Origin of the sequence: Cellulomonas phragmiteti, assembly GCF_016862775.1 — a bacterium.
GTDB lineage: Bacteria > Actinomycetota > Actinomycetes > Actinomycetales > Cellulomonadaceae > Cellulomonas > Cellulomonas phragmiteti.
Map to the genome: position 1 here is coordinate 1 of NZ_BONP01000002.1, position 26,972 is coordinate 26,972.

21 protein-coding genes are annotated in these 26,972 nt (G+C 74.9%); 7 read left to right on the plus strand and 14 right to left on the minus strand.

Features of this window, described 5'->3' with window-relative positions; translation table 11 throughout:
- Positions 1–53 precede the first annotated feature (53 nt).
- The 4 genes from Cph01nite_RS01875 to Cph01nite_RS01890 form a co-directional block, all read right to left on the minus strand.
- Positions 54–1,685: an MDR family MFS transporter gene (locus tag Cph01nite_RS01875; protein WP_203670679.1), complete on the minus strand. Its 1,632-nt coding sequence runs from the start codon at positions 1,683–1,685 to the stop codon at positions 54–56.
- Between the two features lie 163 nt (positions 1,686–1,848).
- Entirely contained in the window at positions 1,849–5,967 is a 4,119-nt protein-coding gene (locus tag Cph01nite_RS01880; protein WP_203670680.1) for a carbohydrate binding domain-containing protein, read from the minus strand.
- A gap of 228 nt (positions 5,968–6,195) precedes the next feature.
- Positions 6,196–7,503, minus strand: coding sequence for an RNA 5'-3' helicase PhoH2 (gene phoH2, locus Cph01nite_RS01885; protein WP_203671071.1), 1,308 nt, complete (start codon positions 7,501–7,503; stop codon positions 6,196–6,198).
- 380 nt (positions 7,504–7,883) lie between these two features.
- The gene (locus Cph01nite_RS01890; protein WP_203670681.1) at positions 7,884–8,645 is read right to left on the minus strand and encodes an isoprenyl transferase; all 762 of its coding nucleotides are present in this window, start codon (positions 8,643–8,645) and stop codon (positions 7,884–7,886) included.
- Positions 8,646–8,817: 172 nt separating this feature from the next.
- On the opposite strand from Cph01nite_RS01890, the gene trhA reads away from it, so the two are divergent.
- Complete coding sequence (gene trhA, locus Cph01nite_RS01895) at positions 8,818–9,567, plus strand: PAQR family membrane homeostasis protein TrhA (protein WP_203670682.1); 750 nt, start codon at positions 8,818–8,820, stop codon at positions 9,565–9,567.
- 6 nt (positions 9,568–9,573) lie between these two features.
- On the opposite strand, the gene Cph01nite_RS01900 is transcribed toward trhA, so the two are convergent.
- Genes Cph01nite_RS01900 through mca form a run of 3 tightly spaced genes read right to left on the minus strand, consistent with a single transcriptional unit; the run spans position 9,574 to position 11,659 of the window.
- Positions 9,574–10,419, minus strand: a complete 846-nt coding sequence (locus tag Cph01nite_RS01900) for a carbon-nitrogen hydrolase family protein (RefSeq protein WP_203670683.1) — start codon at positions 10,417–10,419, stop codon at positions 9,574–9,576.
- Complete coding sequence (locus tag Cph01nite_RS01905) at positions 10,416–10,775, minus strand: hypothetical protein (RefSeq protein ID WP_203670684.1); 360 nt, start codon at positions 10,773–10,775, stop codon at positions 10,416–10,418. Before Cph01nite_RS01905 ends, Cph01nite_RS01900 begins: the two co-directional genes overlap by 4 nt.
- Positions 10,772–11,659, minus strand: a complete 888-nt coding sequence (mca, locus tag Cph01nite_RS01910; RefSeq protein ID WP_203670685.1) for a mycothiol conjugate amidase Mca — start codon at positions 11,657–11,659, stop codon at positions 10,772–10,774. Before mca ends, Cph01nite_RS01905 begins: the two co-directional genes overlap by 4 nt.
- Positions 11,660–11,748: 89 nt before the next feature.
- On the opposite strand from mca, the gene Cph01nite_RS01915 reads away from it, so the two are divergent.
- Together Cph01nite_RS01915 and greA are read left to right on the plus strand one after the other, a co-directional pair.
- Complete coding sequence (locus Cph01nite_RS01915; protein WP_203670686.1) at positions 11,749–12,153, plus strand: DUF4307 domain-containing protein; 405 nt, start codon at positions 11,749–11,751, stop codon at positions 12,151–12,153.
- Between the two features lie 221 nt (positions 12,154–12,374).
- A complete protein-coding gene (gene greA / locus Cph01nite_RS01920; protein WP_203670687.1) occupies positions 12,375–12,860 on the plus strand; it encodes a transcription elongation factor GreA in 486 nt (161 codons plus the stop codon).
- A gap of 63 nt (positions 12,861–12,923) precedes the next feature.
- On the opposite strand, the gene ilvA is transcribed toward greA, so the two are convergent.
- The 3 genes from ilvA to Cph01nite_RS01935 are packed head-to-tail and all read right to left on the minus strand — an operon-like array spanning position 12,924 to position 16,650.
- On the minus strand, positions 12,924–14,135 hold the full coding sequence (ilvA, locus tag Cph01nite_RS01925) for a threonine ammonia-lyase (protein ID WP_203670688.1): 1,212 nt from the start codon (positions 14,133–14,135) through the stop codon (positions 12,924–12,926).
- Positions 14,132–15,370 carry an AI-2E family transporter gene (locus Cph01nite_RS01930; RefSeq protein WP_203671079.1) on the minus strand — a complete coding sequence of 413 codons (1,239 nt, stop codon included), beginning with the start codon at positions 15,368–15,370 and terminating at the stop codon, positions 14,132–14,134. The genes ilvA and Cph01nite_RS01930 overlap by 4 nt, the downstream gene beginning before the upstream one ends.
- A 44-nt stretch (positions 15,371–15,414) precedes the next feature.
- Entirely contained in the window at positions 15,415–16,650 is a 1,236-nt protein-coding gene (locus Cph01nite_RS01935; protein ID WP_203670689.1) for a cystathionine gamma-synthase, read from the minus strand.
- Positions 16,651–16,764: 114 nt separating this feature from the next.
- Here Cph01nite_RS01935 and msrA point away from each other — a divergent pair, with 114 nt between their 5' ends.
- The 4 genes from msrA to Cph01nite_RS01955 all read left to right on the plus strand — a co-directional run bounded on the left by msrA (position 16,765) and on the right by Cph01nite_RS01955 (position 21,497).
- Positions 16,765–17,442, plus strand: coding sequence for a peptide-methionine (S)-S-oxide reductase MsrA (gene msrA, locus Cph01nite_RS01940; protein WP_203670690.1), 678 nt, complete (start codon positions 16,765–16,767; stop codon positions 17,440–17,442).
- Positions 17,443–17,655: 213 nt separating this feature from the next.
- Positions 17,656–19,242: an ATP-dependent DNA ligase gene (locus tag Cph01nite_RS01945; RefSeq protein WP_203670691.1), complete on the plus strand. Its 1,587-nt coding sequence runs from the start codon at positions 17,656–17,658 to the stop codon at positions 19,240–19,242.
- Positions 19,243–19,375: 133 nt separating this feature from the next.
- Positions 19,376–20,221, plus strand: a complete 846-nt coding sequence (locus tag Cph01nite_RS01950) for a CPBP family glutamic-type intramembrane protease (RefSeq protein WP_203671080.1) — start codon at positions 19,376–19,378, stop codon at positions 20,219–20,221.
- Positions 20,222–20,231: 10 nt separating this feature from the next.
- Positions 20,232–21,497 (plus strand): FAD-binding protein, encoded by a 1,266-nt coding sequence (locus tag Cph01nite_RS01955; RefSeq protein ID WP_203670692.1) that lies wholly within the window; start codon positions 20,232–20,234, stop codon positions 21,495–21,497.
- An 18-nt stretch (positions 21,498–21,515) separates the two neighbouring features.
- Here the strand turns inward: Cph01nite_RS01955 and Cph01nite_RS01960 are convergent, their stop codons facing one another.
- The 4 genes from Cph01nite_RS01960 to Cph01nite_RS01975 all read right to left on the minus strand — a co-directional run bounded on the left by Cph01nite_RS01960 (position 21,516) and on the right by Cph01nite_RS01975 (position 26,954).
- A complete protein-coding gene (locus Cph01nite_RS01960) occupies positions 21,516–22,454 on the minus strand; it encodes a transglutaminase-like domain-containing protein (protein WP_203670693.1) in 939 nt (312 codons plus the stop codon).
- 97 nt (positions 22,455–22,551) lie between these two features.
- Positions 22,552–23,607 (minus strand): WxL protein peptidoglycan domain-containing protein, encoded by a 1,056-nt coding sequence (locus tag Cph01nite_RS01965; protein WP_203670694.1) that lies wholly within the window; start codon positions 23,605–23,607, stop codon positions 22,552–22,554.
- Positions 23,608–23,711: 104 nt separating this feature from the next.
- Positions 23,712–24,905 (minus strand): hypothetical protein, encoded by a 1,194-nt coding sequence (locus Cph01nite_RS01970; RefSeq protein ID WP_203670695.1) that lies wholly within the window; start codon positions 24,903–24,905, stop codon positions 23,712–23,714.
- Between the two features lie 93 nt (positions 24,906–24,998).
- Entirely contained in the window at positions 24,999–26,954 is a 1,956-nt protein-coding gene (locus tag Cph01nite_RS01975) for a purple acid phosphatase family protein (protein ID WP_203670696.1), read from the minus strand.
- Positions 26,955–26,972: the final 18 nt, after the last annotated feature.

Below are 26,972 nucleotides of genomic sequence, written 5' to 3' on the forward strand. Positions count from 1 at the left end.
GAAGGAGCGACGTGAGTCACCCGGACAGACCAAGGGTCTGGGGCGTCGAGCTCTCACCCCGCAGTCGCCGAGACCTCGTCCTCGCGCGCGGGCGCACCGCGCTCCGGCCGCCCCCCGCGCATCGCCAACGCGCACACCACCCCGACCAGCAGCACCAGCACCGTGACGGCCAGCGTCTGCGCGGCGGCCGTCGCGAACCCCGCGTCCACCGCCGCCTGGGCGGCGGCCCGCACCTGCTCGGCGACGTCGGGCGGCAGGTCGGCCGGCGGGTCGAACCCTCCCGCGGCACCCAGACCCTGGGAGGCCGCCTCCCGGAACCCCTCCACGAACGGCCCGCGCACCTCGGCAGGCAAGGTGGCCGCCACGTCCTGGGCCGCCGCGGGCATGGTCACGGCCAGTCGGGACGTGAGCGCCGCGACGACGACGGCCGACCCGATGACCCCGCCCACCTGCCGGTTGGTGTTGAAGGCGCCCGCGCCGGCACCCGCCGTGCGCTGGTCGAGTCCCGAGGTCGCCACGTTGGCCAGGGGCGAGAACACCAGACCCGTCCCGACGCCGAACCCGAGCATGGGCACGACGAGCCGCCACACCGCGACGTCCGGCTGCACCTGCGTCGCCAGGACCCCGATCGCCACGGCGAGCACCGCGAACCCGCTCGCGACCACCCACTTGGGCGCCACCCGGTCCGACAGCCGACCGGCGAACGGGGCGACGACACCCGAGACCAGGGAGCCGGGCAGCCCCACGAGCGCCGCGTGCAGCGGGGACAGGCCCAGCACCTGCTGCAGGTACAGCGTGAACGGGAAGAAGATGCCCGTCATCGCGAACGTCACGGCCGCCCCCGCGACGTTCGCGAGCGCGAAGTTGCGGTGCAGGAACAGCCGCAGCGGCAGCAGCGCGGCGTCGCCCTGGCGGTGCTGCCACAGCAGGAACGCCCCGGACACCAGGGCCCCAGCGCCGATGACGAGGGGCACCGTGACCGGCCCGACGATCCGGCCCCAGTCGTACGCCGCGCCCTCCTGCAGGCCGAACACCAGCAGCCCCAGGCCGACGACCGACAGCACCACGCCGAGCACGTCGAACGACCGCTCGTGCGTCGGCAGGGCGGGCAGGCGTGTGAGCGCGAGCCACAGCGCGACGAACCCGATCGGGATGTTGACGAAGAAGATCCACTCCCAGCCGGCGGTCTCGACGAGCAGGCCGCCGAGCACCGGCCCGGTGATGGTCGCGACGCCCGCGACCGCCCCCCAGATCCCCATCGCGGCGCCGCGCTTCTGCGCCGGGAACACGCGCGTGATCATCGCCATCGTCTGCGGGGTCATGAGGGCCCCACCGATTCCCTGCACGGCACGCGCGGCGATCAGCACGCCGACCGACCCCGCCAGGCCGCAGGCCAGCGACGCGAGCGTGAAGACCACCAGCCCGGCGACGAACACGGGCCGCGGGCCGTAGCGGTCCCCGAGGCGCCCCGTGACGAGCAGCAGCACCGCGAACGTCAGCAGGTAGGCGCTGTTGACCCAGCCGACGGTCACGAGGCTGGCGTCGAAGACCCGCTGCAGCGTCGGCACCGCGATGTTCACGATGGTCGTGTCGACCATGATCATGAAGAAGCCGAGGCACAGCGGCGGGAGGATGCTCCACGGGCTGCGGCCCTGCAGGTCGACGCCGGGTGCGGTGGTCGTCATGGCGTGCTCCGGTCTGCGCGGCGCCGGTCGGGCGCGGGGTGCACGGACCCGGGACGTTCGTCCCGGGCCCGGCGGGCCACGTTACGCCCGCGATCCCGACGTGGCGCACCACGGGCCGCCCACCTCTCAGGGTGGACGGCCCGCGGGCGTCGTGCTCGAGGCGTCAGGCGCGCCGACGGCGTCGGACCAGCTCCGCACCCGCGGCCACCAGGGCCAGCGCGACGCCCAGCAGCGCGAGCGCGGACCCGCCCGTGGCGGCGAGCCGGGTCCCGACGGCCACGGCCGCCACCGCACCGGCCGACGCCGCACCGGCCGCCGTGCCGACGCCAGCGCCGGTGCCACCACCGGCACCACCGCCGGCACCACCGCCGGCGCCACCGCCGCCACCCTCGAGGTCCGCCACCAGCGCCACCCGGTCGAGGGCGACCCCGTCGTGCGGCAGCGCCAGGACCGTCGGACCCGCGGCGCTCGACGCACCCGCACCCGCCGTCGCGACCGTCAGCCCGCGCACCGCCGTGAGGGTGAGCCCGTCGTCCGGCGCGCCGGCCGGCTGCTGCGCGGCGCGCTCGAAGTCCTCGAAGGGCAGGACGACCTGCCGCCAGCCGGCGGTGTCGTCGACGAACGTCGCGGTGAACCGCTCGGCCGTGTCCGGCGCCTGGTACACGCGGACGTGGTCGAGCACGAGCTGCTGCGGGAACGCGAGGTCCGGCGCCAGCGGACCGCCGAAGTTGCCGCCGACCGCCATGTTCGCGATGAGGCTGAACGGGTGCTCGAACACCCACGCGTCGGGCGCCACGTCCGCCGGGGTGGCCGTGTGGAAGTGGATCGGCTCGCCGCCGTCCTCCTGCACGTACCAGCGGATCTCCTCGGGCTCCCACTCGACGGCGAACGTCAGCCACTCGCCGCCGAGGTTCCGCCCGAAGTCGTGGGTCGCCCCGAAGGCGTCACCGCCGCTGTACCCCGGGCCGTGGATCGTCCCGAAGATCTCCTCGGGGAGCTTGCCGACGTACTCCATGACGTCGATCTCGCCCGTCTGCGGCCAGCCGACGTCCCGGAAGTCGTTGCCGAGCGACCAGATCGCCGGCCAGATGCCGGCCGCGCCCTGCGGGAGCTGCGCGCGTGCCTCGATGCGCCCGTGCAGGAACTCGGCCTTGCCCTCGGTGATGAGCCGCGCGGACGTGTGCGTGCACGGCCCGTACCAGCACGACAGGCCGGACGTCGCGGGGTCGACCTCACGTGTGGTGATGACGAGGTTGCCCGCGCCGTCGTGCGCGGCGTTGTCGGTCGAGTCGGTGTAGTACTGCAGCTCGTCGTTGCCCCAGCCCCAGCCCCCGGTCTCGTACGTCCAGCGGCTCGGGTCGGCGGGGGTGCCGGCCTCGCCGTCGAACTCGTCGGACCACGCGAGCTCCCAGCCCTGCGGGCCCGGGTCGGCGGCGCCGTCGTCCTCGACGGTGACGGTCACGGGGCGCCCGTCGCCGCGGCCGTGGAACCACATGCTCAGCCCCTCGGTCGCGGACCAGTCCTGCGGCTGGGCGAACCCGCGGCGGAACCCGCCGTCACCGAGGACGTCGAGCACGTGCTCGTACGTGTCCGCACCCGGGTACGCCTCGTCGGTGCCCGCCGCGACCTCGCGCGCGGCCAGGGCGCCCGGGCCCAGCGGCTCGAGCAGGCCGATGCCGTTCTCGGCGTCCTCGATCATCAGCGGGTCACGCGCGTCGTCGTCCTCGATGAGGACCTGGCCGACCATCGGCTCGCCGGCCTGCGCGCCCTGCGGGTCGGACAGGGTGATCGCGAACGGCTCGTCGTACTCGGGCTTGGCGTCGTCGAGCGTCGCGACCTCCACGACCGCCTCGCGCTCGCCGGCCGGGATCGTCACGGTCCCCGACGCGGACACGAAGTCGCGGCCGTCCCGCGCGGCCGGCGACTGCTCGGACGTCCGCCCGACGACCTCGCCGGTGCGCCACGCGACCGTGACGTCCTGCTCGGCGGCGCGGGTCAGGACCACGCCCACCTGCGCCGTCGCCCCCTCGGTGACGCGCGTGATCGCCTGCGCGAGGCGCACCCGCACGGGGTTGCGCACCGCCGAGGCACCGGACACCGTCACGTCGTCGATGTGGAACGTGGCGTCGACGAGCGGGGGCGAGCCCTGGATCGCGAGCGCGAACCCGTGCACGGCCGTGAGCGTGAGCCCGTCGTCGGGGGCACCGCCCGGCTGGCCGCCGCCCTTGCGGACCATGTCGGCGAACGGCACGACCACGCGCCGCCAGCCCGCCGTGTCGTCGGTGAAGGAAGCCGTGAAGCGCTCCGCGTCGTCGACGGTCGATCCCGGGCTGCGGTTGTCGAGGACGTCGACGTCGAACCGCGCCCCGGTGTTCGCACCGTGGAACCAGAAGCTCAGCGTCGTCGCGGCGCTCCAGTCCTGCGGGGTCCACGTCGTGCCGTCCGTCGTGAAGTTGTGCACCGCGACGGCCCAGCTCGGGTTCGTCATGCCGAGCGCGAGGACGTGGTTGCCGTCCGTCGCGCCGGGCCGCGTGCCCGCGGGCGGCGTCGTGACGCGCTCGAGGACCGGGTCGTTGCCCGCGCCGGACGCCGTCACCCAGCCGACGGGCAGGGTCGCGGTCGAGCCGGTCAGCAGGGGCTGCTCGACGTCCAGCACGACCTCCTGGTGCTCGACGAGCGCGAGGTCGTCCAGCCACAGGACCGGCGTCGCCCGCGGGCTGGTCTGCTCGATGCCGATCGCCAGCCCGTGCACCTCGGTCAGACCGAGGCCGTCGTCGGGGGCGCCGTTGTTGACGTTCTTGCGCAGCAGGTCCGCGAAGGGGATCTCGACGAACCGCCAGCCGGTCCAGTCGTCGACGAAGCGCGTCGAGAAGCGCTCGGCGTCGTCGACGGTCGAGCCGGGGTTCCGGTTGTCGAGCACGTCGACGAACAGCTGGGCGCCCGAGTTGGCGCCGTGCAGCCAGAACCCGAGGCCGCGGTAGTCGCTCCAGTCCTGCGTCTGCCACGTCGTGCCGTCGTCGGTGAACGTGTGCAGCAGAGCGGCCCACGAGGCGCTGTCGAGACCGACGCGCAGGACGCTGTTGCCGTCCGCGGCACCCGGGACCGGCGTCGGCGGCGTCGTGCTGCGGGCGAAGTCCGGCACGTTGCCGGCGCCCTGCGCGGTGAACCAGCCGAGCGGCGGCGCAGCGGCCCAGTCGCCCAGCACGAGCGGCTCCTCGAACCCGTCGACCACCCGGTGCAGCAGCGACGTGCCCGTGGACGGTGTCGCGTCGTCGTCGCGGATCGTCACGGTGGCCGTGGCCTGACCCAGCGTCGCACCGACGGGGTCGCTGAGCGTGAGCGTGAAGGTGCGGTTGGGGCCGGGGACGTCGTCGTCGGCGACCGTCACCGGGACCGTGCGCGTGGTGGTGCCCGCGGGGAACGTGAGCGTGCCCGACGTCGCGGTGTAGTGCGTGCCCGCCAGGGCGGTGCCGTCGGCGGTCGCGTAGTCCACCGTGACCTCGTCGGCGCTCGCCGTGCTGAGCCGCACGACGACCTCGGCGGTGCCCGCGGACTCCGCCACCCCGACCGCCGCGGACGCGACGCCGACCGAGGGGGTCACCGGGCCGTCGGTCGAGTACACCGCGAGGTCGTCGACGACGACGGTCGCCGTGCCGGTGGCGGCGGGCAGCAGGAGCCCGCGCACGTGCGTCAGGCCGAGGCCGTCGGCCGGGGCGCCGTCGTCCTGGTAGTCGGTCGCCCGCGTGAAGTCCGCCCACGCGAGCCGCACCTGGCGCCACCCGGCGTCCCCGACGGGCACCGTGACGTCGAACCGCTCGTAGGGCCCGGCGCCCGAGCCGGTCGCGTCGAGCAGCTCGACCTGGAAGGTCGCGCCCGAGCCGTCGCCGTGCACCCACAGCTGCACGCCGTCGTAGCCGGACCAGTCGCGCGGCGCGTCCGCGTACTCCCAGCCGATGCCCCCGTAGAACGGGTCGGTCGCGGTGTCGAACCCGTAGCTGAGCGCGCGGGTGCTCGCGGCGCCGTCGGGGCGCGCCGGGAGGCCGTCGCCGGGGACCGGGACCACCCCGGCGCCGGCGTTGGCCCACTGGATGTACCCGGGCCCGGCGTCGCCGGACTCGAAGTCGTGCACGAGGTCGACGACGTCGTCGGCCGCAGCGGACGCGGTCGGGACCGCGATGGCGACCGCTCCGGCGAGCAGGCCGGCGAGGGCCGCGAGCGCCGCGGGTCGGTGGCGTCGGGACGGACGGTGGGAGGACGTGCGGGGGCCGGTGAGCGGGTGCATCGTTGCAGCTCCAGAGGACGGCGGGCGCAGGTGTCGAGGGACGCGCCGCGGCCGGTGGTCCGCATCCTCGCGGAGGCCGGGCGCGTCGGTGAAACGTGTCCACGGAACTTACCGAACGGTAGGCGGCGGATCAACGGATCGCACCGAATCGTGACCGAACGGGACGACGCGGCCCGGGCACCCCCGCGGGTGCGCCCGGGCCGTCGCCGCCTCGTCAGGTCCCGGGCCTCAGGCCTCGATGCCCTCGAACAGCTCCGTGACCAGCGCCGCGACGGGCGAGCGCTCCGAGCGGGCGAGCGTCACGTGCGCGAACAGCGGGTGCCCCTTCAAGGCCTCGATGACCGCGGCGACCCCGTCGTGCCGCCCGACGCGCAGGTTGTCGCGCTGGGCGACGTCGTGCGTCAGCACCACGCGCGACGACTGCCCGATGCGCGAGAGCACCGTCAGCAGCACGTTGCGCTCGAGGGACTGGGCCTCGTCGACGATGACGAACGCGTCGTGCAGCGACCGGCCGCGGATGTGCGTCAGCGGCAGGACCTCGAGGATGTCCCGGTCGAGGATCTCCTCGACGACCTCCTTGCTGACGATGGCCCCGAGGGTGTCGAACACCGCCTGCGCCCACGGGCTCATCTTCTCGGCCGAGTCGCCGGGCAGGTAGCCCAGGTCCTGCCCGCCCACCGCGTACAGCGGACGGAAGACCATGACCTTGCGGTGCTGCCGCCGCTCGAGGACCGCCTCCAGGCCCGCGCACAGCGCGAGCGCCGACTTGCCGGTGCCGGCACGCCCGCCCAGCGACACGATGCCGATCGCCTCGTCGAGCAGCAGGTCGATGGCGACCCGCTGCTCCGCGGACCGGCCGTGCAGCCCGAACACGTCCTGGTCGCCGCGCACCAGCTGCACGTGCTTGTCCGCCGTGACCCGCCCCAGCGCCGACCCGCGCGGGCTGTGCAGCACCAGGCCGGTGTGGCACGGCAGGTCGCTCGCGCCGCCGGCCAGTGCCGACGGGCCGGTCACGACGTCCGCGAGCGCCACCGACTCGTGCTCCCACAGGTCGGCCATCTGCTGCTCGGACAGGTCGAGGGAGTCCATGCCCGTCCACCCGGAGTCGACCGCGAGCTCGGCCCGGTACTCCTCGGCCGTCAGGCCGACGGCCGAGGCCTTGACCCGCATGGGCAGGTCCTTGGACACCACGATCACGTGCTGCCCCTCGGCCGCGAGGTTGGCCGCGACGGCGAGGATGCGCGTGTCGTTGTCGCCCAGCCGGAACCCGGCGGGCAGCACCGCGGGGTCGACGTGGTTGAGCTCGACGCGCAGCGTGCCGCCCTGGTCGGTGACGGGGATCGCGGCGTCGAGCCGGCCGTGCTTGAGGCGCAGGTCGTCCAGCAGGCGCAGCGCAGAGCGGGCGTAGTAGCCGAGCTCGGCGTGGTGGCGCTTCGCCTCGAGCTCCGTGATGACGACGACGGGCAGGACGACGTCCTGCTCGGCGAACCGCAGGAGCGCGCGCGGGTCGGACAGCAGGACGGACGTGTCGATCACGTACGTGAGGCGGGGGGCGGGCGCGGGGCCGTCGGTGGTCGCGGACGGGGCGGCGCCGCTCGTCGACGGCGTGGTTCCCAGGTCGTGCTGCGAGGTGTGGTCCACGGCAGGCTCCCCTCGGCGCCTCAGCGCCGGTCTGGGCGCGTCCCGACGACCCCTGGCGCGGCTGCGCACGCGGATCGACGTTCGGCGGCGGGACGGGGTCGGCCGGCCGAGGGCCGGAACCGGCCCTCCTCCCGGAGCGGATGCTCCATGGGCTGGCCTCCCGGGACGACGGGTGTCGTCCTTCGAGCCGAACGTAACCCGCGACGCGAGCGTGACGGGCGACACGCCTCCGCGACACGCGAGATGTCACACAGCGTTCACCTGGCCGACGGACGTCAGCGCCCGAGCCGGCGCTCGCGCTGGCTGTACGCGCGCACGGCCCGCAGGAAGTCGACGCGTCGGAAGTCCGGCCAGTAGGCCTCGCAGAAGTAGAACTCCGAGTGCGTGCTCTGCCACAGCAGGAACCCGCCGAGCCGCTGCTCCCCCGACGTGCGGATCACCAGGTCCGGGTCCGGCTGCCCCTTGGTGTAGAGGTGCTCGGCGATGTGCTCGACGTCGAACGCCTCGGCCAGCTCGTCGAGGCTGGAGCCCGCGTCGGCGTGCATCCGCAGGAACGAGCGCACGGCGTCGGCGATCTCGCGGCGGCCGCCGTACCCGACGGCGGCGTTGACGTGCAGGCCCTGCACGTCGGCCGTCGCGTCCTGGGCGGCCTTGAGGGCCGCGGCGGTGCAGTCGGGCAGCATGTCGAGCGCACCGACGGCCTGGACCCGCCAGCGGCGCTCGGCGGCGAGCTCCCCGACGACGTCCTCGATGACCTGCAGCAGCTGCCCGAGCTCCTCGGGGTCGCGCGCGAGGTTGTCGGTCGACAGCAGCCAGAGCGTGACGACCTCGACGCCGACGTCCTCGCTCCACTGCAGCAGGTCGGTGATCTTGTCGGCGCCCTTGCGGTGCCCGGTCGCCGACGACAGGCCGCTGCCGCGCGCCCAGCGCCGGTTGCCGTCGAGGATGACGCCGACGTGGCGCGGCACCTGGTCGGGCTGCAGCGAGGCCGCGAGACGTCGCTCGTACAGTCCGTACAGCGGGTGCGGCAGGCGCACGCGTAGCCTCCCAGGAGCGAGCCGTTGGACCTCGACCACGGTACTCGCCGCGGCGGACCCGCGGGAGCAGGTCGCGCCCCGCACCCGCGAAGGTCCCGTGACGCCCCACCTACGGTGGCGTAACCTACGGTGACGTAGGTGACGGACGACGAGAGAGCGGTCACAGCCTCCGATGAGCACTCCCCCCGCGCAGGGCCAGCACCCCGCGCCGCAGGACCACGACCCCGTCGGCCCCCTCGAGCGGGCCGCCGGCAGCCTCGGTGACGCCGTGGAGGCCGCCGTCGAGACCCTCAAGCCCCGGCTGCGCGGGTGGGTCCACACGGGCGCCGCCCCGCTCTTCCTCGTCGCTTCCGTGGTGCTCGTCGCCATGTCGCCGACCGCGGCCTCCCGGTGGTCGAACGCGGTGTTCGGGGTCTCCGCCGTCCTCATGTTCGGCACCAGCGCCGTCTACCACCGCGGCACGTGGTCGCCGCGCGTCGCCGGGGTGCTGCGGCGCCTCGACCACACCAACATCTTCCTCGTCATCGCCGGCACGTACACGCCGCTCGCCGTCCTGCTGCTGCCGACGGCGACGGCGCGCACCCTGCTCGTCATCGTCTGGTCGGGCGCGGTCCTCGGGCTGCTCGCCCGGGTCTTCTGGCTGAACGCGCCACGCTGGGTCTACGTGCCGATCTACCTCGCGCTCGGGTGGGTCGCCGTCGGGTTCTTCCCGCAGTTCTGGGCCACCGGCGGGCCCACGATCGTCTACCTCATCGCGATCGGCGGCCTGGCGTACACGGTCGGCGCGATCGTCTACGGGCTCAAGCGGCCCAACCCCAGCCCGCGGTGGTTCGGGTTCCACGAGATCTTCCACGTGCTGACCGTCGTCGGCTGCGGGACCCACCTCGCCGCCATCGCGATCGTCACCGCACGTCTGGGCTGACGGGCCTCAGACCCGCGGCACCACGGCGTAGCGGCGGTGCGTGAGCGACGGGTTGCGCTCGCGCACCGCGCGCAGCTCCTCGGCGTCCAGGTCGACCGTGCGCACCTGCGGCGTGTCGTCCGCCTCGAGGCCCACCACCCCGTCGGGCCCGACGACCAGCGAGCGACCCACCACCCCGCGCCCGGCCTGCCCGACGGCGAGCACCGCCGCGGTGTTCTCGATGGCGCGCGCGACCGCGAGCGTCCGCCAGTGCATCGCCTTGAGGTCGCCGGCCGCCCACGCGGCCGGCACCAGGAGCACGTCGGCTCCCGCGTCGACCAGCCGCCGCGCCACCTCCGGGAACCGTAGGTCGTAGCACGTCAGGACGCCGAAGCGCAGCCCGCCGACGTCGAGCACCAGCGGCGGCGCGTCGGCCGGACCGGGCGCCAGCCGCTGCGACTCGCGGTGCCCGAAGGCGTCGTACAGGTGGACCTTGCGGTAGACGCCGGCGACCTCGCCGTCGGCGCCGACGGCCACGACCGCGTTGACCGCCCGCGGCTGCCCGTCCGCTCCGGCCGCGCCGCCGGGCAGGATCGTGCCGGCGACCACCGCCAGGCCGTGCTCGGCCGCAGCCCGACGCAGCATCGTGACGAACGGCCCGTCCAGCGGCTCCGCGAGCTCGACGCCGACGCCCCGCGGGTCGAACGCGCTCGCGTACTCCGGCAGGACCACCAGGTCGGAGCGGGCACGCCCGGCCGTGCGCAGCGCGTCACGCGCCGCCAGCAGGTTGGCCCCACGGTCGGTGCCCACCTCGAGCTGCGCGACGGTCACGCGCACGGCCGGGCGCTGCGGCGGCCGGGGGCCGGTGCTCACCGCGGGTCCTGGCCCGGGACCGGACCTTCCGCGGGCGCACCGTCCGGGTGGCCACCGTCACCACCGTCGGACGCGGACGGCTCGGCGCCCGGCACCGCGACCTGCGGCGCGTCGACGCCGTCGCCCGCCGTGTCCGCCCCGTCCGCCTCCGCCCGCAGCCGGTCGCGGTGCGTCGCGCGTCGCATCCGCCGCGTGAACGACACGGCCAGCGCGATCACCGCGACCGCCAGCAGGAACGTCGCGACGAAGCCCGCGAACCCGGGCGACCCCTCCGTGGGGCTCTCGTACGTGGGGCCGGGCAGGCGCGCGACCCACTGCGCGCCGGCGACCAGGGACGACGCCACCAGGAGGCTCATCGCGCGTGCTCCGTCCCGCGGATGCCCGCGAACAGGTCGGTCTCCGGCAGGGTCGTCTCGACGCGGGACTGCGCCAGCTCGTACTCCTCGTCGCGCCACGTCGCGATCTCGACGTCACGGGGGACGGCGAAGAACCACCCCTCCGGGTCGATCTGCGTGGCGTGCGCGCGCAGCGCAGCGTCCCGCTGGGCGAAGTAGGCGGAGCACTCGATGCGGGTGGTCACCTCGCGCTCCGGCACCTCGCGCGCCTGGCGCGAGTCGATCCAGTCGCTGAACGGCGACTCGCCGCCCGCCGCGACGATCGCGTCGTGCACGGCCCGCATGCGCGCCAGCGAGAACCCGTGGTTGTAGTACAGCTTGAGCGGCGTCCACGGCTCGCCCCGGCCCCGGTAGCGCTCGGGGTCCCCCGCCGTGGCGAACGCCTCGACAGCGACGCGGTGGCACATGATGTGGTCGGGGTGCGGGTAGCCGCCGGTCGGGTCGTACGTCGTCATGACGTGCGGGCGGAACTCGCGCACGGCCTCGACGAGCGGCGCCGTGGCCTCCTCGAGCGGCACGGTCGCGAACGAGCCCTCGGGAAGCGGGGGCAGGGGGTCACCCTCGGGCAGCCCGGAGTCGACGAACCCCAGCCAGCGCTGCCGCACGCCCAGCGCGGCCGCCGCCGCGGCCATCTCCTCGCGTCGCACCGCACGGATCGCCTCGAGCCCGACCGGCGCCGGGCCGTAGTGGGGGTTCAGGACGTCGCCGCGCTCGCCGCCGGTGCAGGTCACGACCAGCACGTCGACCCCCTCGGCGGCGTAGCGTGCGGTGGTCGCCGCGCCCTTGCTGGACTCGTCGTCCGGGTGCGCGTGCACCGCCATCAGCCGTAGCCGCTCCGAGCTCACGTCGATCCTTCCGTGGCAGGTCGTGGGACGAGAGACAATGATCCCCCACCCCGCCGACACCCCGCGCACGACACCCAGGAGGCCCCACCGTGGTCGCACCGGCCCCCCGCCCGCCCGCCGGGCGCTACGGACCGGAACCCACCGACGGCACCCGCCGCCTGCAGCGTCTCGCGCTGGCCGCCCTCGTCGTCGTCGCCATGGTGGTGCTCGCCTGGATCGGGACCGGGGTCATGCGTGACCCGGTGATCTGGCAGGACGTCGGCTACCGGGTCGACGGCCCCGGCTCGACCGAGGTGACGTTCGACGTCACCACCGCGGTGGGCGCGGCCGCCACGTGCCGCGTGCAGGCGCTGTCCTCGTCGTACGCCCAGGTCGGGGTCCTCGACGTCCCGGTGCCGCCGGCGGACACGCGCACGCGCCGGGTGACGGTCACGGTCCCCACGGTGGAGCTCGCCGTCACCGGTGTGGTCCAGAGGTGCGAGCTCGTCCGCTGACCGCACGGGCGCCCACCGCGGGCCCGGGAGCCCTCGCAGCCCTCTCCTGCCGGTCGGTTGGTAGGCTGTGCGTTTACGCCGCCCCCGGTCCGGCGTCGCACGACAGGTCGACGCGACCGCGGTGGCAGGCAGCATCCGCCCCCGCGCCGCACGTGCGGACGTCCCCGTGGGCTCATGCGCTGCCGTCACCGGCGGCCACCCCAGGCAAGGAAGGAGCGATCGTGACCGAGACGACTGCGGCCACATGGCTGACGCAGGAGGCCTACGACCGCCTCACGGAGGAGCTCGAGCACCTCCAGACGGTCGGACGCAAGGAGATCACGGACCGCATCGCCGCGGCCCGTGACGAGGGCGACCTCAAGGAGAACGGCGGCTACCACGCCGCGCGCGAGGAGCAGGCCAAGCAGGAGGCCCGGATCCGCGAGCTCCAGGCCAAGCTGCGCAACGTGCAGATCGGCACGCCGCCCGACGACGGCGTCGTCGAGCCCGGCATGGTCGTCACGGCGGTCGTCGCGGGCGACGAGATGACGTTCCTGCTCGGCTCGCGCGAGATCGCCGGCACCGCCGACATCGACGTCTTCTCCCCCACGTCGCCCCTGGGCGCCGCGATCCACGGCCACAAGGTCGGCGACACGACGTCGTACGAGGCACCCAACGGCCGGGAGATCCCGGTCGAGATCACGGCGGCCAGCCCGTTCCAGGGCTGACCGCGCCGCCGGGTGCGGGGGGCACGGTCCCGCACCCGGGCCGGCGCCCCCGCACCCGGCGCCTCAGGCGTCGGTGAGGCGGTAGCCCGCCGCGCGCAGGCCCGCCAGGACCGCGGCGCAGTGGTCCGGGCCCTTCGTCTCGATCTGCAGGTCGATCGCCACGTCGCTGAACGCCAGGTCGCCGCCGGTGCGCAGGTGGCTGACGTGCATGACGTTGCCGCCCATGCTCGCGACCTCCCGCAGCAGCTCCGCCAGCGCACCCGGGGTGTCCTCGACGACGACGTGCAGCTGCAGGAACCGCCCGGCCGACGCCAGACCGTGCCGCACGACGCGCAGCAGCACCAGCGGGTCGATGTTGCCGCCCGAGAGCACGCACACCACCGGTCGGCCGTCGCCCGCCGCGATGCCGCGCGGGTCCGCCATCAGCGCCGCCACCGCCGCCGCGCCGGACGGCTCGACGACCAGCTTGGCGCGCTCGGCCACCAGCAGCAGCGCCCGCGACAGGTCCTCCTCCGAGACGGTCCGCACCGGCACGTGGTGGCTCGCCAGGACCTCGAAGGGCACGTCGCCGGGGGTCCCGACGGCGATCCCGTCGGCCATGGTCCGCAGCTCCGGCGCCGGCATCGGCCGACCCGCGGCGAGCGACACGGGGTACGCCGCGGCACGCGCGGCCTGCACACCGACGACGCGCACGTCCGGGCGCTCGGCCAGCGCCGCGGCGATCCCGGCCGCCAGGCCCCCGCCGCCGACCGGGACGACGATCGTCCCCACGTCGGGGACCTGCTCGAGCACCTCGAGCGCCACGGTCCCCTGGCCCGCGTCGACGTCCGGGTGGTCGAACGGGTGGATGAGGACCGCACCGGTGCGGTCCGCGTGCTCGCGGGCGGCCACGAGCGCCTCGTCGACGGACGTGCCGACGAGCTCGACGTGCGCCCCGTACCCGCGCGTCGCCGCGACCTTGGGCAGCGCCGCGTCGACGGGCATGAAGATCACCGCGTCGAGCCCGAGGAGCCCGGCCGCCAGCGCGACGCCCTGCGCGTGGTTGCCGGCACTGGCGGCGACGACGCCGCGGGCCTTCTCGTCGTCCGCGAGGCGCGCCATGCGGGTGTACGCGCCGCGGATCTTGAACGAGCCGGCGCGCTGCAGGTTCTCGCACTTGAGCCACACGTCCGCGCCGACCAGCTCGGACAGGGCGCGGCTGCGCTGCACGGGGGTGCGCTCGGCGACGCCCCGGATCAGCAGGGCCGCGGCGCGGACGTCCGCGGGGCCGATCACGGGGTCACGGGCGAGCCGCCCGGCGTCTCCTGCTCGGCGTCGTCGGACCGGTCGCGCGCCGCGCGCGCCTCCGACTCCGCCTCGGCCGCCGCGGCGACGGCGCGGTCCAGCACGGGATGCCCCTTGGCGCGGATGGGGACGTGGTCGTCGGTGCCCAGCTGGGGGAACTTGTCGTGACCGTGCAGGTAGAGGATCACGGTGTTGAGCACCGCGACGATCGGCACGGCGAACAGTGCGCCGAGGATCCCCGCGACCAGCGATCCCGTGGTCACCGTCAGCAGCACCGCCACCGGGTGCAGCGACACCGCGTGGCCCATGAGGAACGGCTGGAGCACGTTGCCCTCGAGCTGCTGCACCAGCACCACGACGCCCAGCATGATGAGGGCCGACACCCAGCCCTGCGTCACCAGTGCCACCAGCACCGCGATCGTGCCGGTGACGATCGCGCCGACGAACGGGATGAACGAGCCGAAGAACACCAGCACGGCCAGCGGGACGACCAGCGGCAGCTGCAGGAACGCCGCGCCGATGCCGATGCCGACGGCGTCGACGCCCGCGACGAGGATCTGCGTGCGCGTGTACGCCCCCAGCGTCACCCAGCCGCGCCGACCGGCCTGGTGGGCGCGCTCGCGCGAGCCGCGCGGCAGCAGCCCGATGAGCCACGCCCAGATCCTGCGCCCGTCGATGAGGAAGAACAGCGCCACGAAGAGGGCGATGAGCGTGCCCGCAGCGACGTGGCCCACGGTGACCCCGACCGACAGGGCGCCCGACGCGATCTGCTGCGCGCTGGACGCGGCCGCGTCCTGCAGCTGGTCGAGGTAGGTGTCGAGGTCCGCCGTGCCGAGGTTGAGGGGGCCGTCGGCGAGCCAGGTCGTCAGCTGGGCGATGCCGTCGCGCGCCTGGTCCCACAGCTCGGCGATGCCCTGCACGATCGAGCGACCGGCGAGCGTCAGCAGGCCCGCGACGGCGGCGATCAGCGCCACCAGCGCGACGGCCGCGGCCGCGGTGCGCGGGAGCCGGACGTGCCGCTGCAGCGCGGCGACGACCGGGGAGAGCAGCACGGTCAGCAGCAGGGCCACCGCCACCGCGACGACGATCACCTTCAGCGCCGCGACCAGCCACACGCCCGCCGCGAGCGCCGCGAGGATCACCAGCGCCCGCCACGACCACCCGGCCCAGGCGCGCACCGACGCCGGCACCGGGTCCGGGCGCGTGGACGCGCCGTGGTCCGGCAGGACCGGTGGCCGGTCCGGCAGGACCGGCGGCGTCTCGGGCGCGCTCACCGCCCGATCCCGGCGGCGGCGAGGGCCTGCTCGAGGTCCGCGAGCTGGTCCTCGACGTCCTCGATGCCCACGGACAGGCGCACGAGGTCGTCGGGGACCTCGAGCGCCGTGCCGGCGACGGACCCGTGGGTCATGCGCCCCGGGTGCTCGATGAGCGACTCGACGCCGCCGAGCGACTCGGCGAGCGTGAACACCCGGGTGGCGCCGCACACGGCGACCGCGGTGTCGACCGAGCCGGTGCGGAACGCGACCATGCCGCCGAACCCGCGCATCTGGCGGGCGGCGACCTCGTGGCCGGGGTGCTCCGGCAGGCCGGGCCACAGCACCTCGCGCACGCCCGGGTGCTCGACGAGGAACCGGGCGACGGCCTGCGCGTTGGCGACGTGCCGGTCCATGCGCACGGCGAGCGTCTTCAGACCGCGCAGGGTCAGCCACGCGTCGAACGGACCGGCGACGGCCCCGGCGGCGTTCTGCAGGAACCCGACCGCGTCGCGCAGCGACGTCGTGCCCGTGGGCCCCTCGACCCCCGCGGGCAGCTGGGCGCCGTCGGCGACGACCACCGCACCGCCCACGACGTCCGAGTGGCCGCCGATGTACTTGGTCGTCGAGTGCACGACGGCGTCCGCGCCGAGCGCCAGCGGCTGCTGCAGGTACGGCGTCGCGAACGTGTTGTCGACGACGAGCACCGCACCGGCGGACCGGGCGTGCGTCGCGATCGCGGCGATGTCCGCGATCCCCAGCAGCGGGTTGGTGGGCGTCTCGACCCAGATCACCTTGGTGCGGCCCGGCTGGACGGCGGCGAGCACGGCGTCGGGGTCGGACAGGTCGACGGGCGTGTGGTCGATGCCCCAGGGGCCCAGGACCCGCGCGACCAGGCGGTACGTGCCGCCGTACGCGTCGTCCGGGACCACGACGTGGTCACCCGGGCGCAGCACCGCGCGCAGCAGCGTGTCCTCGGCCGCGAGGCCGGACGCGAACGCGAACGCCGCGGCGCCGCCCTCGACCGCGGCCAGCGCCTCCTGCAGCGCGTCGCGGGTCGGGTTGCCCGACCGGGAGTACTCGTAGCCGTCCCGCAGGCCGCCGACGCCGTCCTGCTTGTACGTCGAGACCTGGTGGATGGGCGTCACGACCGCCCCCGTGCGGGGGTCCGGGTCCTGACCTGCATGGATGGCGCGGGTCGAGAAGCCGGAGTCGGTCCAGTCGTGGGGGTGCGCGAGCGGGTCGTGGGTCACGCACCCAGGCTAGGCGGTGGACGCGGCGCGAGCGCGTGACGGCACGCACGGGCCCCGGAACACGCGCCCGACGGCGGCTGTTGCACGTCGTGGAACCGACGGAAGGACACGGTCATGGCCTCGTTGTTCGAGACGCTGCTCGGCACGTCGCTGCGCACCACCATGGTGGACGCGGAGCACGCGCTGAAGGGACGGGACGGGTACGCGTACCCCGTCCCCGAGACGCACGTCGTGCTGGGCACGCCGCTGCAGGGCCCGTGGCCCGAGGGCACGCGCGTGCTGTACCTGGCGTCGGGCTGCTTCTGGGGCGCGGAGAAGGAGGCCTGGCAGCTGCCGGGCGTCGTCACCACGGCCGTCGGGTACATGGGCGGCTTCACGCCGTACCCGACGTACGAGGAGACGTGCACCGGCCGCACGGGCCACACCGAGACGGTGATGGTCGCCTACGACCCGGCCGTGCTGTCCGACGTCGACCTGCTGCGGCACTTCTGGGAGGAGCACGACCCGACCCAGGGCTTCCGCCAGGGCAACGACGTGGGCACGCAGTACCGCTCCGCGGTGTTCTTCACGACGCCGGAGCAGGAGGCCGCCGCGCGCGAGACGCGCGACGTGTACGCCCCGCTCCTCAAGGCGCGCGGCTACGGCGACGTAACCACCGAGATCCGGTCCGTCGCGGACGCCGGGGAGTTCTACTACGCCGAGGGCCCGCACCAGCAGTACCTGCGCAAGAACCCGGGCGGCTACTGCCCGGTGAACTCCACGGGCGTCGCCTGCCCCCTCCCGCAGGCCTGACCCGCACGAACGTCCCCCCGACGCTGCCCCCTGACCGCGAGAGAGCAATCCAGCCCCACCCCAGGGGCGAGAGAGCAATCCAGCCCCCCACCGCGCGGCGAGAGAGCAATCCAGCGGTGCTGGATTGCTCTCTCGCGCGTTCTGGAGGGGGTGCGGGGATGGTCTCGGCCGGGCGGGCGGGCGGGTGTCGGTGGGGCGGGTCAGGATGGGCCCATGCTCTTCGACGACGTCGCCGACGCGTCCGCGCGGGTCGCGGCGACCCCGTCCCGGCTGGCCAAGCGCGCGGTCCTGGCCGACGTGCTGCGGCGCGCCGCGGCCGACGGTCCGGACGTCGTCGCCGTCGTCTCGCGGTACCTCGGCGGGGAGCTGCGGCAGCGACGCACCGGGCTGGGGTGGCGCTCGCTGGCCGCGATGCCCGGTCCTGCCGACGCGCCGACGCTGACCGTGCTCGAGGTCGACGCGGCCTTCGCCAGCATGGCCGGCCTGTCCGGGGCCGGGTCGTCGACCGCCCGCACGCAGGCCGCGCAGGCGCTCTTCGCGGCCGCCACCGAACGCGAGCAGCGTCTGCTCAGGGGGCTGGTCAGCGGGGAGCTGCGGCAGGGGGCGCTCGACGCGCTGCTGCTCGACGCGGTCGCCGAGGCCGCGGGGGTCCCCGCGGAGGTGGTCCGACGGGCCGCCATGCTGGCCGGCGAGACCGAGGCCGTCGCGGTCGCGGCGCTCGGTGCCGCGTCGCCCGACGACGCACGCACGGCGCTCGACACGTTCACGCTGACCGTCGGACGCCCCGTGCGACCGATGCTGGCCCAGTCGGCGCCGGACGTCGCGACGGCCGTGGACCAGCTCACCGGGCGCACCGACCCCGACGCGCCAGCACCGCAGGTCGTCGTCGACACCAAGCTCGACGGCATCCGCATCCAGGTGCACCGCGACGGTGACGACGTCCGCGTCTACACCCGCAGCCTCGACGACATCACGGCTCGCGTCCCCGAGATCGTCACCGCGGTCCGTGCGCTGCCGGCCCGCACGCTCGTGTTCGACGGCGAGGCACTGGCCCTGGACGCCGAGGGGCGCCCGCGCCCGTTCCAGGAGACCGCGTCGCGCAGCGCGACCCGTGAGTCCGAGCTCGCCGCGTCGGCGACGCTCACGCCCTTCTTCTTCGACGTCCTGCACGTCGACGGCCGCGACCTGCTCGACGCACCGCTGCACGAGCGGCTCGCCGTGCTCGACCAGGTGGCCGCGCCGCACGTCGTCGGTCGCGTCGTCACGGCCGACGCGACGGTCGCGGCCGACCACTTCGCGTCCGTGGTGGCCGCCGGGCAGGAGGGTGTCGTCGTCAAGGCGTGCGACGCCCCGTACGAGGCGGGGCGCCGCGGTGCGGCGTGGGTCAAGGTCAAGCCGCGGCACACGCTCGACCTCGTCGTGCTGGCCGTCGAGCGCGGGTCCGGGCGGCGGTCGGGCCTCCTGTCGAACATCCACCTGGGCGCGCGCGACCCGGCCGGCGGTTTCGTCATGCTCGGCAAGACGTTCAAGGGCATGACCGACGAGATGCTCGCGTGGCAGACGCAGCGGTTTCGCGAGCTGGAGGTCGCCGACGACGGCTGGGTGGTCACGCTGCGCCCCGAGCAGGTCGTCGAGATCGCTCTCGACGGGCTGCAGCGCTCGACGCGCTACCCGGGCGGCCTGGCCCTGCGCTTCGCGCGGGTGCTGCGGTACCGGGACGACAAGCCGGCGTCGGAGGCGGACACGATCGACACCGTGCGTGCGCTCGCCGCACCGGACCGGCCTCCGTCGGCACCGTGAGGGGTTCCCGTCGCCTGACGACGGCAACCCCTCACGCCCACGTCCCGGATCGCCGCGGGGCGATCCGTTTGGCAGGGTGTGCCACGTGGCGTCCAGCGAAGCAGTGACCGGCAGCGACGGCGCGACCACGCCCGTGGCGGCAGCAGACGACCACAGGACACCGGCGTGGGCCCGCCCACGGGCCCACGTGTGGCGGGTGCTCGCCGCGTCGCTCGTGTGCGGGTCGGCGATCCTCATGTTCGCGATCCACGTGCGGCCGCTGGCCTACGTGCCACTCGTCCTCGGGGTCGTCCTGGCGTGGGCCGTGGACCGGGTGCTGGGGCGCGACCTGCTGGTGATCGCCGCCGGCATGGGGATCGTCAGCACGATCCCGCTGGCCGCGGACCTGTCGGACCTGGGGATCCTGCAGTTCGGGATCGCCCTGTCGCTGGCCGTGATCATCCCGTTCGTGCTGTCCCGGCACGTCAACGGTGACGACGTCATCCGGTTCCCCTGGCGCACCGGCAAGCGGTGGACGAGGACGCAGTGGGCGTACCTGCTGTTCGTCGTCGGCGCCGGGTACCTCGTGCTGCCCTTCTACTTCCTGTCCTCCGGCGCGTACCTCAACTGGCCGACCGTCGTCGAGGGGCAGGACATCGCGCGCCTGTTCGTGGGCGTCAACGCGGTCGGCACGTGGGACGAGCTGTTCTTCATCTGCACGGTGTTCGCGCTCCTGCGCCGTCACTTCGGGCTGTGGACCGCGAACGTGCTGCAGTCGCTCGTGTTCGTCTCGTTCCTGTGGGAGCTCGGGTACCGCGAGTGGGGCCCGCTGCTGACCATCCCGTTCGCGCTCATCCAGGGCTTCACGTTCAACCTGACGAAGTCGCTGACCTACGTGCTGGTCGTGCACCTGCTGTTCGACGCCGTCGTGTTCATGGTGCTGGTGCACGCGCACACCCCCGAGCTGTTCGACATCTTCGTCACCGCCCCCGGACGCTGAGAGGCCCCCCATGACCGACGCCCTGACGACCTGGGCCGGCAGCCACACGTTCCGCGGCGGACCGGTGGTCCACCCCGAGACGGTCGACGAGGTGGCCGCCGTGGTCGCGGCCGCCCGGCACGTGCGCGCCCTGGGCTCCCGGCACTCGTTCCACGACCTCGCCGACTCCCCCGGCACGCTGGTCGCCCTCGACCGGCTCGACGTCCCGACCGTGATCGACCCCGACGCGCGCACCGTCACGGTGGGCGCCGGCGTGCGCTACGGCGAGCTCGCTCGTGACCTGCACGCTGCCGGCTGGGCGCTGCACACCATGGCCTCCCTCCCCCACATCGCCGTGGCCGGCACCGTGGCGACGGCGACGCACGGGTCGGGTGACACCGCCGCGAACCTGTCGGCGGCGGTGCGCGGGCTGGAGCTCGTCGGCGCCGGCGGCGACGTGCGCACGCTCGGGGCGGACGACCCCGAGCTGGCGGGGTCGGTGGTGGCGCTCGGCGGCCTGGGCGTCGTCACGCGGGTGACGCTCGCGGTGCAGCCGACGTACGACGTCGCGCAGGAGGTCTGGCTGGACCTGCCGTGGACGACGGCCCTCGACGACTTCGACGCGCTGATGTCCTCGGCGTACTCGGTGAGCCTGTTCACGGACTGGCGCGGCGACACCGTCGGCCAGGTGTGGCGCAAGCACCGCGTCGACGCGGGGACGCTCGGGTCCGCACCCGACCTCGCCGGAGCGCGCCGCGCCGACGGCCCGGTGCACCCGGTGCCCGGCCAGGACCCCGTGGCCTGCACCGAGCAGGGCGCGGTCGCGGGCCCGTGGCACGAGCGGCTGCCGCACTTCCGGCTCGAGTTCACCCCCAGCGCGGGCGCGGAGCTGCAGTCCGAGTGGCTGATCCCCCGCGCGCACGCCGTCGCCGCGATCGAGGCGCTGCGCGGCCTGCGTGACCTCGTCGCTCCGCTGCTGCTGGTCAGCGAGGTGCGGTCCGTCGCCGGCGACGACCTGTGGCTGTCGACCGCGCACGGTGGTGACCGGGTGGCCCTGCACTTCACGTGGCTGCCGCTGCGGGAGCAGGTCGACGCGGCGCTGCCCGTCATCGAGGAGGCGCTCGCCCCGTTCGACGCGCGGCCGCACTGGGGCAAGCTCTTCTCCGGCCCCGGTCCGGACCGCACCTGGCAGGACCTGTACCCGCGGTGGGACGACGCGGTCGCGCTGCTGGCCCGTCGCGACCCCGCGGGCGTGTTCGCCAACGACTTCCTGCTCCGGCACGGGCTGCGGGCCTGACCCGCCCGGGGCCCCGCATCAGGCGTCCCAGGTGGTCTCCCGGGTCATGAGGTCCGTCCAGCCGTCGCGCCCCAGGGGTGACAGGGTGCGCACCCGCGGTCCGGGGTGCAGCCGGGCGTCCTCGGCGTACCGGCGGGCCAGCTCGGCCTCGGCCGCGGTGTCGCCGGCGTCCGCCCGGACCAGCAGGTCCGCGACGTCGTCGGCCAGGGCGTCGACCTCGCCGGGGTCCCCCTCGAGGCGCGCGCCCCACACGTCCCACAGCAGGAGCTCCTCGCTGCGTCGGTGCGCGAGCTCGAGGACCACGTAGTCCCGGACGAACTCGCGCCCGCTCAGCTCCGGCAGCTGCGGCGACACCCCGTAGCGCCGTAGGTCCAGCCCGTCGCGACGGTGCGCGAGCCACAGCTCGGCGGCCGTGGGGAACGGGCTGTCGAGGCCTGTCGGCAGGTCGGACGGGTCGAACGGGTCCCCCGCGGGCGGCGCGGCGCCGAACGCCGCGTCGAGCTCGGGGTCCGCACGCACCCAGCGCCCGCCCTCCCAGCGCTCGACGACGACGTGGTCGTGCGCGAACCCGGGGGCGAAGTACCGGGCGAAGCCGACGCGCGAGCGGGCGGGGATGCCGTGCTCGCGCAGCACGCCCACCGCGAGCAGTGTGTGGTCCCGGCAGCACCCGGCCACGCGGGCCGCCGGCGGGCGACCCGCGAGCGGGCCCGGCGCCAGCGCCAGACCCGCGTCGAGGATCGCCTCCAGCCAGCGCAGGTCGACGTCCGGCAGCCGCCCCGCATCGATCGTGCCGGCCTCGGCCCGGTAGTGGGCGATGAGCCCGGTCGCAGCGGCGTGGATCTGCGCAGCCCCGGTCCCGAGCGCCGCGAGCACGTCGGCGTGCCGGCCCGGGTCGCTGTAGGGCGAGTGCCGCACCCACGCACCGGGCCCCGGGTCCTCGTCGGTCGCACCCCGCACGGTCGCCTCCTCCTGCGCCCGCCGCGGACGCCTCAGGAGGGTGGACGCGCGCCGCGCGCCGGACTCATCGGCCGGCACGGGACCGGGGAGGACCGCGTCAGGGCACGGGCACCGTCGGCGCGTCCTGCGCGCGTGCCGCGGCGACGGCCTCGGCGACGAGCCGGTCGGTGGCGGCCGTGCGGCGCCGGGCCTGCCGGCGGGCGGTCCACACGGCCGCGGCCGCGAGCACCAGCAGGGTCAGCAGCGTCCACGGGACGGCGGCGGTCGCGGCCGTCGCGGTCACGGGCGCCAGCGTGGTCCCGTCCGTGACGACCGTCGGCACCAGGCTCACGGTCGCGCCCAGCCACAGCAGGGGACGCACCCCGTCGACCGTCACCTCCACCGTGGTGCGCTCCCCGGGCAGCAGCTCGGGCACGTCGACCTGCTGCACGCGCGCCGCCCAGCCGAAGGGTCCGGACACCGTGACGGTCGCGACGCCGTCGACCCGCACGTTCCCGGCGTTCACCACGTCGACGCGCACGTCGGCCGACCCGGCGGCGGCCGGGTTCAGCACGCCCTGGTGGACCGCGCGGACGTCCGCGAGCGCGGCACCGGGCGTGACGGGCCCGTCGACGCGCAGGTGCAGGCGCGCGCCGAGGCGCCGGTCGATGCTCACGCCGTCCTCGCGCGCGCTCGCCAGGGAGGTGACCACACCTCCGGCGTGGTCACCGGGCTCCGCGTCGGACGGGATCGTCAGGGTGAAGGGGACGACGACGCTCTCGCCCGCGGGGATCGTGACCTCGGGGCTGCCGACGCTCGTCCACGCGCCTACGCCGGTGGACCGCTCGTCGGGGCGGAGCAGGTCCAGCACGCCGCGCGACGTCGTGAACGCGTCGGCGACGTAGACGCGCAGCGTCGTCTCGGCGGCACCGTGGTTGCTCACGACGAGGGCGTCCTCGACGGTCTCGCCGGGGGCAGCGGTGTACGCGAAGTTGGGCCGGCCCGCCTCGTGCGGCTCGACGTCGGCCGGGCGCACCCCCCAGGTGACGGTGGTCGTCGCGGCGTCGGCGGCGGCGGCGTGCGCGGGCGCCCCGAGCAGGACGGCGCCGAGCAGCGCGACGGCGAGGGACAGGGGGACGAGCGCGGCCGGGATGCGGGCCTGCGGGCGAGTCATGCGTCGGGCTCCAGGGGTGCGGGGTGAGAGCGGCTGCGGTGGGGCTGCGGTCGGCCCCCGGCGCCGGGTGCGGGCCGGGGGCCGACCGGGTGGTGCGGGTCGGGTCAGCTGAGTGCGGTCAACGTCAGCGTCGCGGCGTACCGACCCTGCGTGACCGAGACGGGCAGCAGCAGCTCGAGGTCCGCACCGAGCAGGGCCGACCCCGGGGCGTGCCCCGCGGGTGCCGCGCCGAGGACGGCCGGCGTGGACAGGCCGTCGCCCGCCACGAACCCGGAGACCACGGCGGCGCCGGCCACGGCACCGGCAGCGTCGTCGGCGACCGAGGGGGTCCACCCCAGGTGCTTGCCGTCGACCGTCCGGTCGCCGGACACGAAGTCGCTGACCTGCCCGGACAGCGACCACGCCGGCGCGCCACGGCGGGTGTCCGTCACCCGGACCGGGTTGAGGACGCCGCGCGCGGCGAACCGGTCGCCCTCCCGCTGGGCGACGCCCAGGTCGACGAGGTCGTTCGAGCCGTCGACGGCCCAGACGAGCTGGCCGGCGTCGACCGCGGGCACCGTGACCTCGAGGCGCTGCTCGTCGGGCGCGGTCGCCGGCGCGAGCGTCGCCGTCAGCGACGGCAGGTCGAGGTAGACGTCCGAGCTGGAGGCCCGGTCCTGGTAGAGCGCCACGGCGATCGTGTGCGTGCCGGGCACGAGGGTGCCCGCGGGCAGGGCCGCCGGGTCGACGGTGAACCTGCTCGACACCGGGTTGCCCGCCGAGACCCCCGCGTACTGCAGGTTGCGGGTGGGGTCGCTCGCGCGCTCGTCGCGGTCCCGGAAGACGAGGACCCCGTCGAGGTACACGCGGACCGCGTCGTCGTACGCGACCTGCCCCTGGAGCGACACCAGCCGGTCGAGGGTGTCGGCGTCGAGGTCGACGGTTGTCCGGAAGAAGTACGTGGGGACGGTCGTGCCGGAGACGCCGTTGACGTAGTGCCGCAGGAGCGTCGCGGGTCGGTAGCCGCCGCCCAGGTCGCCCAGCGCACCGTTCTTGGCGCCGAACGGTCCGGTGCCGCGGGCCCAGCCCGCGTCGTCGAAGCCCGGGGCGGTCCAGGCGAGCACGTCGGCGGCGGTGCCGTGCGGCTCGGTGGCGTCGTCGAGGTACGTCCAGGTGGTGCCGGACGTCAGCAGGGGCAGCTCGACGGGGTCGGACGTCGTGGCGACGGCGGCGGGGGCGGCGAGCGGGACGGTGACGAGCGCTCCGGCGACGACGGCGACGAGCCGGTGCACCAGGCGACGGGGATCGGGGACGGACACGAGGGCTCCTCGGGGAGGCGAAGGACGACGGACGAGGGAACGGGCGCGAGCGGCTCCACCGGGCGGGTGCCCGGCGGAGCCGCTCGCGCGGCATCAGCTCAGCGCGGTGAGCGTGAGGGTCGCGGAGTACCGGCCCTCGGCCACGGAGACCGGCAGACGCAGGTCCAGGTCGGCGCCCAGGAGCACCGATCCGCGCTCGTGCCCCGCGGCGGCGGCACCGAGCACGGCCGGCGTCGCGAGCCCGTCACCGGACACGAAGCCCGAGGCCACCGGAGCACCGGCCACGGCGCCACCGGTGTTCTCGCTCGCCGACGGCGTCCACCCCAGGTGCTTGCCGGCGAACGTGCGGTCACCGGAGACGAAGTCGCTGACCTGACCCGACAGGGACCAGGCGGGCGCGTCGCGGCGCGTGTCCGTCACCCGCACCGGGTTGAGGGCACCGCTCGCACGGAAGTGGTCACCCGCGTCCTGGGCGACCCCGAGGTCGACGAGCCCGTTGCTGCCGTCGACGGCCCAGACGAACTCGCCGGGCTCGCCGCTCTGCTCGGGCACCGTGACGGCGAGGCGCTGGGCGTCCGAGCCGGGGACCGCGACGCCGTCCTCCGTGACGAACTTGCCGAGCGCGTTCTTCGTGATCGTGAAGCTGTCGTACACGTCGCCGAGCTGCTCGGTCGCCGCACCGGTGACGGCGGCGACGTACGACGTGTAGCGCAGGGTGCCGCCGTCGACGTCGATGACCTGGTACGTCGAGACGTCGGCGCCCCGCTTGACCTGCGTGGCGCCGTTGCGCGTCCACACGTTGTCGTCGGCCGGGGCGATCGTGTAGTACTTCGCGCCGGAGTTCGACACCGCGTACACCGGGCCGGTGGTCACCCCGGGGGTGTCCGTCGCGGTCGTGTTCTTGTAGCCGCGGGCGTAGGTGTGGTCGTGGCCCTGCAGGACGAGGTCGATGTCGTGCTTCTCGAACACCGGCACCCAGGACGCCCGCAGGATGGGCTCGTCGCGCCCGGTGGAGACGCTGTACACGGGCTGGTGGAAGGTCGCGACCGCCCACGTGTTCGGGTTGGTCTCCAGGATGTGGTCGAGCCACGCCGCCTGGAAGTCGACCCACAGCTGACCGGCGTTCGGGCAGCCCTCGGTGCAGGCGGGCAGGGCGGGCGGGGTGAGGAAGCCGGAGTTCCGCGTCGCGTTCAGCGTGATGAACCGGACGTCCTGGTAGTCGGTGTAGTAGACCGTCTCACCGGCGAACTCCGTGAAGTGGTCGAAGTACGCCGCCGCCTGGCGTGCCGCCGGGGTGTCGCCCTCGGCGAGCTTCGCCAGCTCGCCGATCGTCGCGCGGCTCGGCTGGTTGAGCGGGTACGTGAAGTTCGCCTTCCAGTTCCGCATGCGCTGGTCGCCGCTGTACTCGTGGTTGCCCGGGGCGGCGAGCACCTGCGTGGTCATGGCCGACTCACCCATGCCGGAGAACCAGTTGGTCCACTGCGTCTGGTTGCTCGCGGTGTCGATGAGGTCACCGGCGTGCACGCTGCCGACGACGTGCGGCGCCTGGGCGTGGGCGGCCTGGACGACGGCCGGCCAGGTGGTGTCGAGGCCGATCTGCGCGTCGCCGTAGTAGAGGAACGAGAAGGGCTCGGCACCGGCGGCGGGCGTGCGGAACGTGCGCCAGCCCGTCCAGTCGCCGTCGCGGCCCACGCGGTACCCGTACCGCGTCGCCGCGGTCAGCCCCGTGAGCACGACCGACTGGTGGGTGTGCTCGCCGATCGTGTCGTCGACGGTCGCGGTGACGCTCGTGGTCGCACCGCCGGGGACCCGGTACTGGACCGTCCCGGGCGCAGCGACCGTGCTGCGCCAGGTGAGGAACTGCGAGGTCGTCGGCTGCTCGGTGGGCGTGAGGATCAGCCGGTCGGTGGTGGTGCCGGGGTCGGCGGCCGCGGTACCGGCCGAGGCCAGCGCGCCGACGGCGACGAGGGCGCTGCCCAGGACCACGGCGGTGAACCGGTGGCGCCGGGACCCGGCCGCACGTGGGCGGGACGGGAGGGGCATTCGCATCGAGCGTCTCCTTGCGTC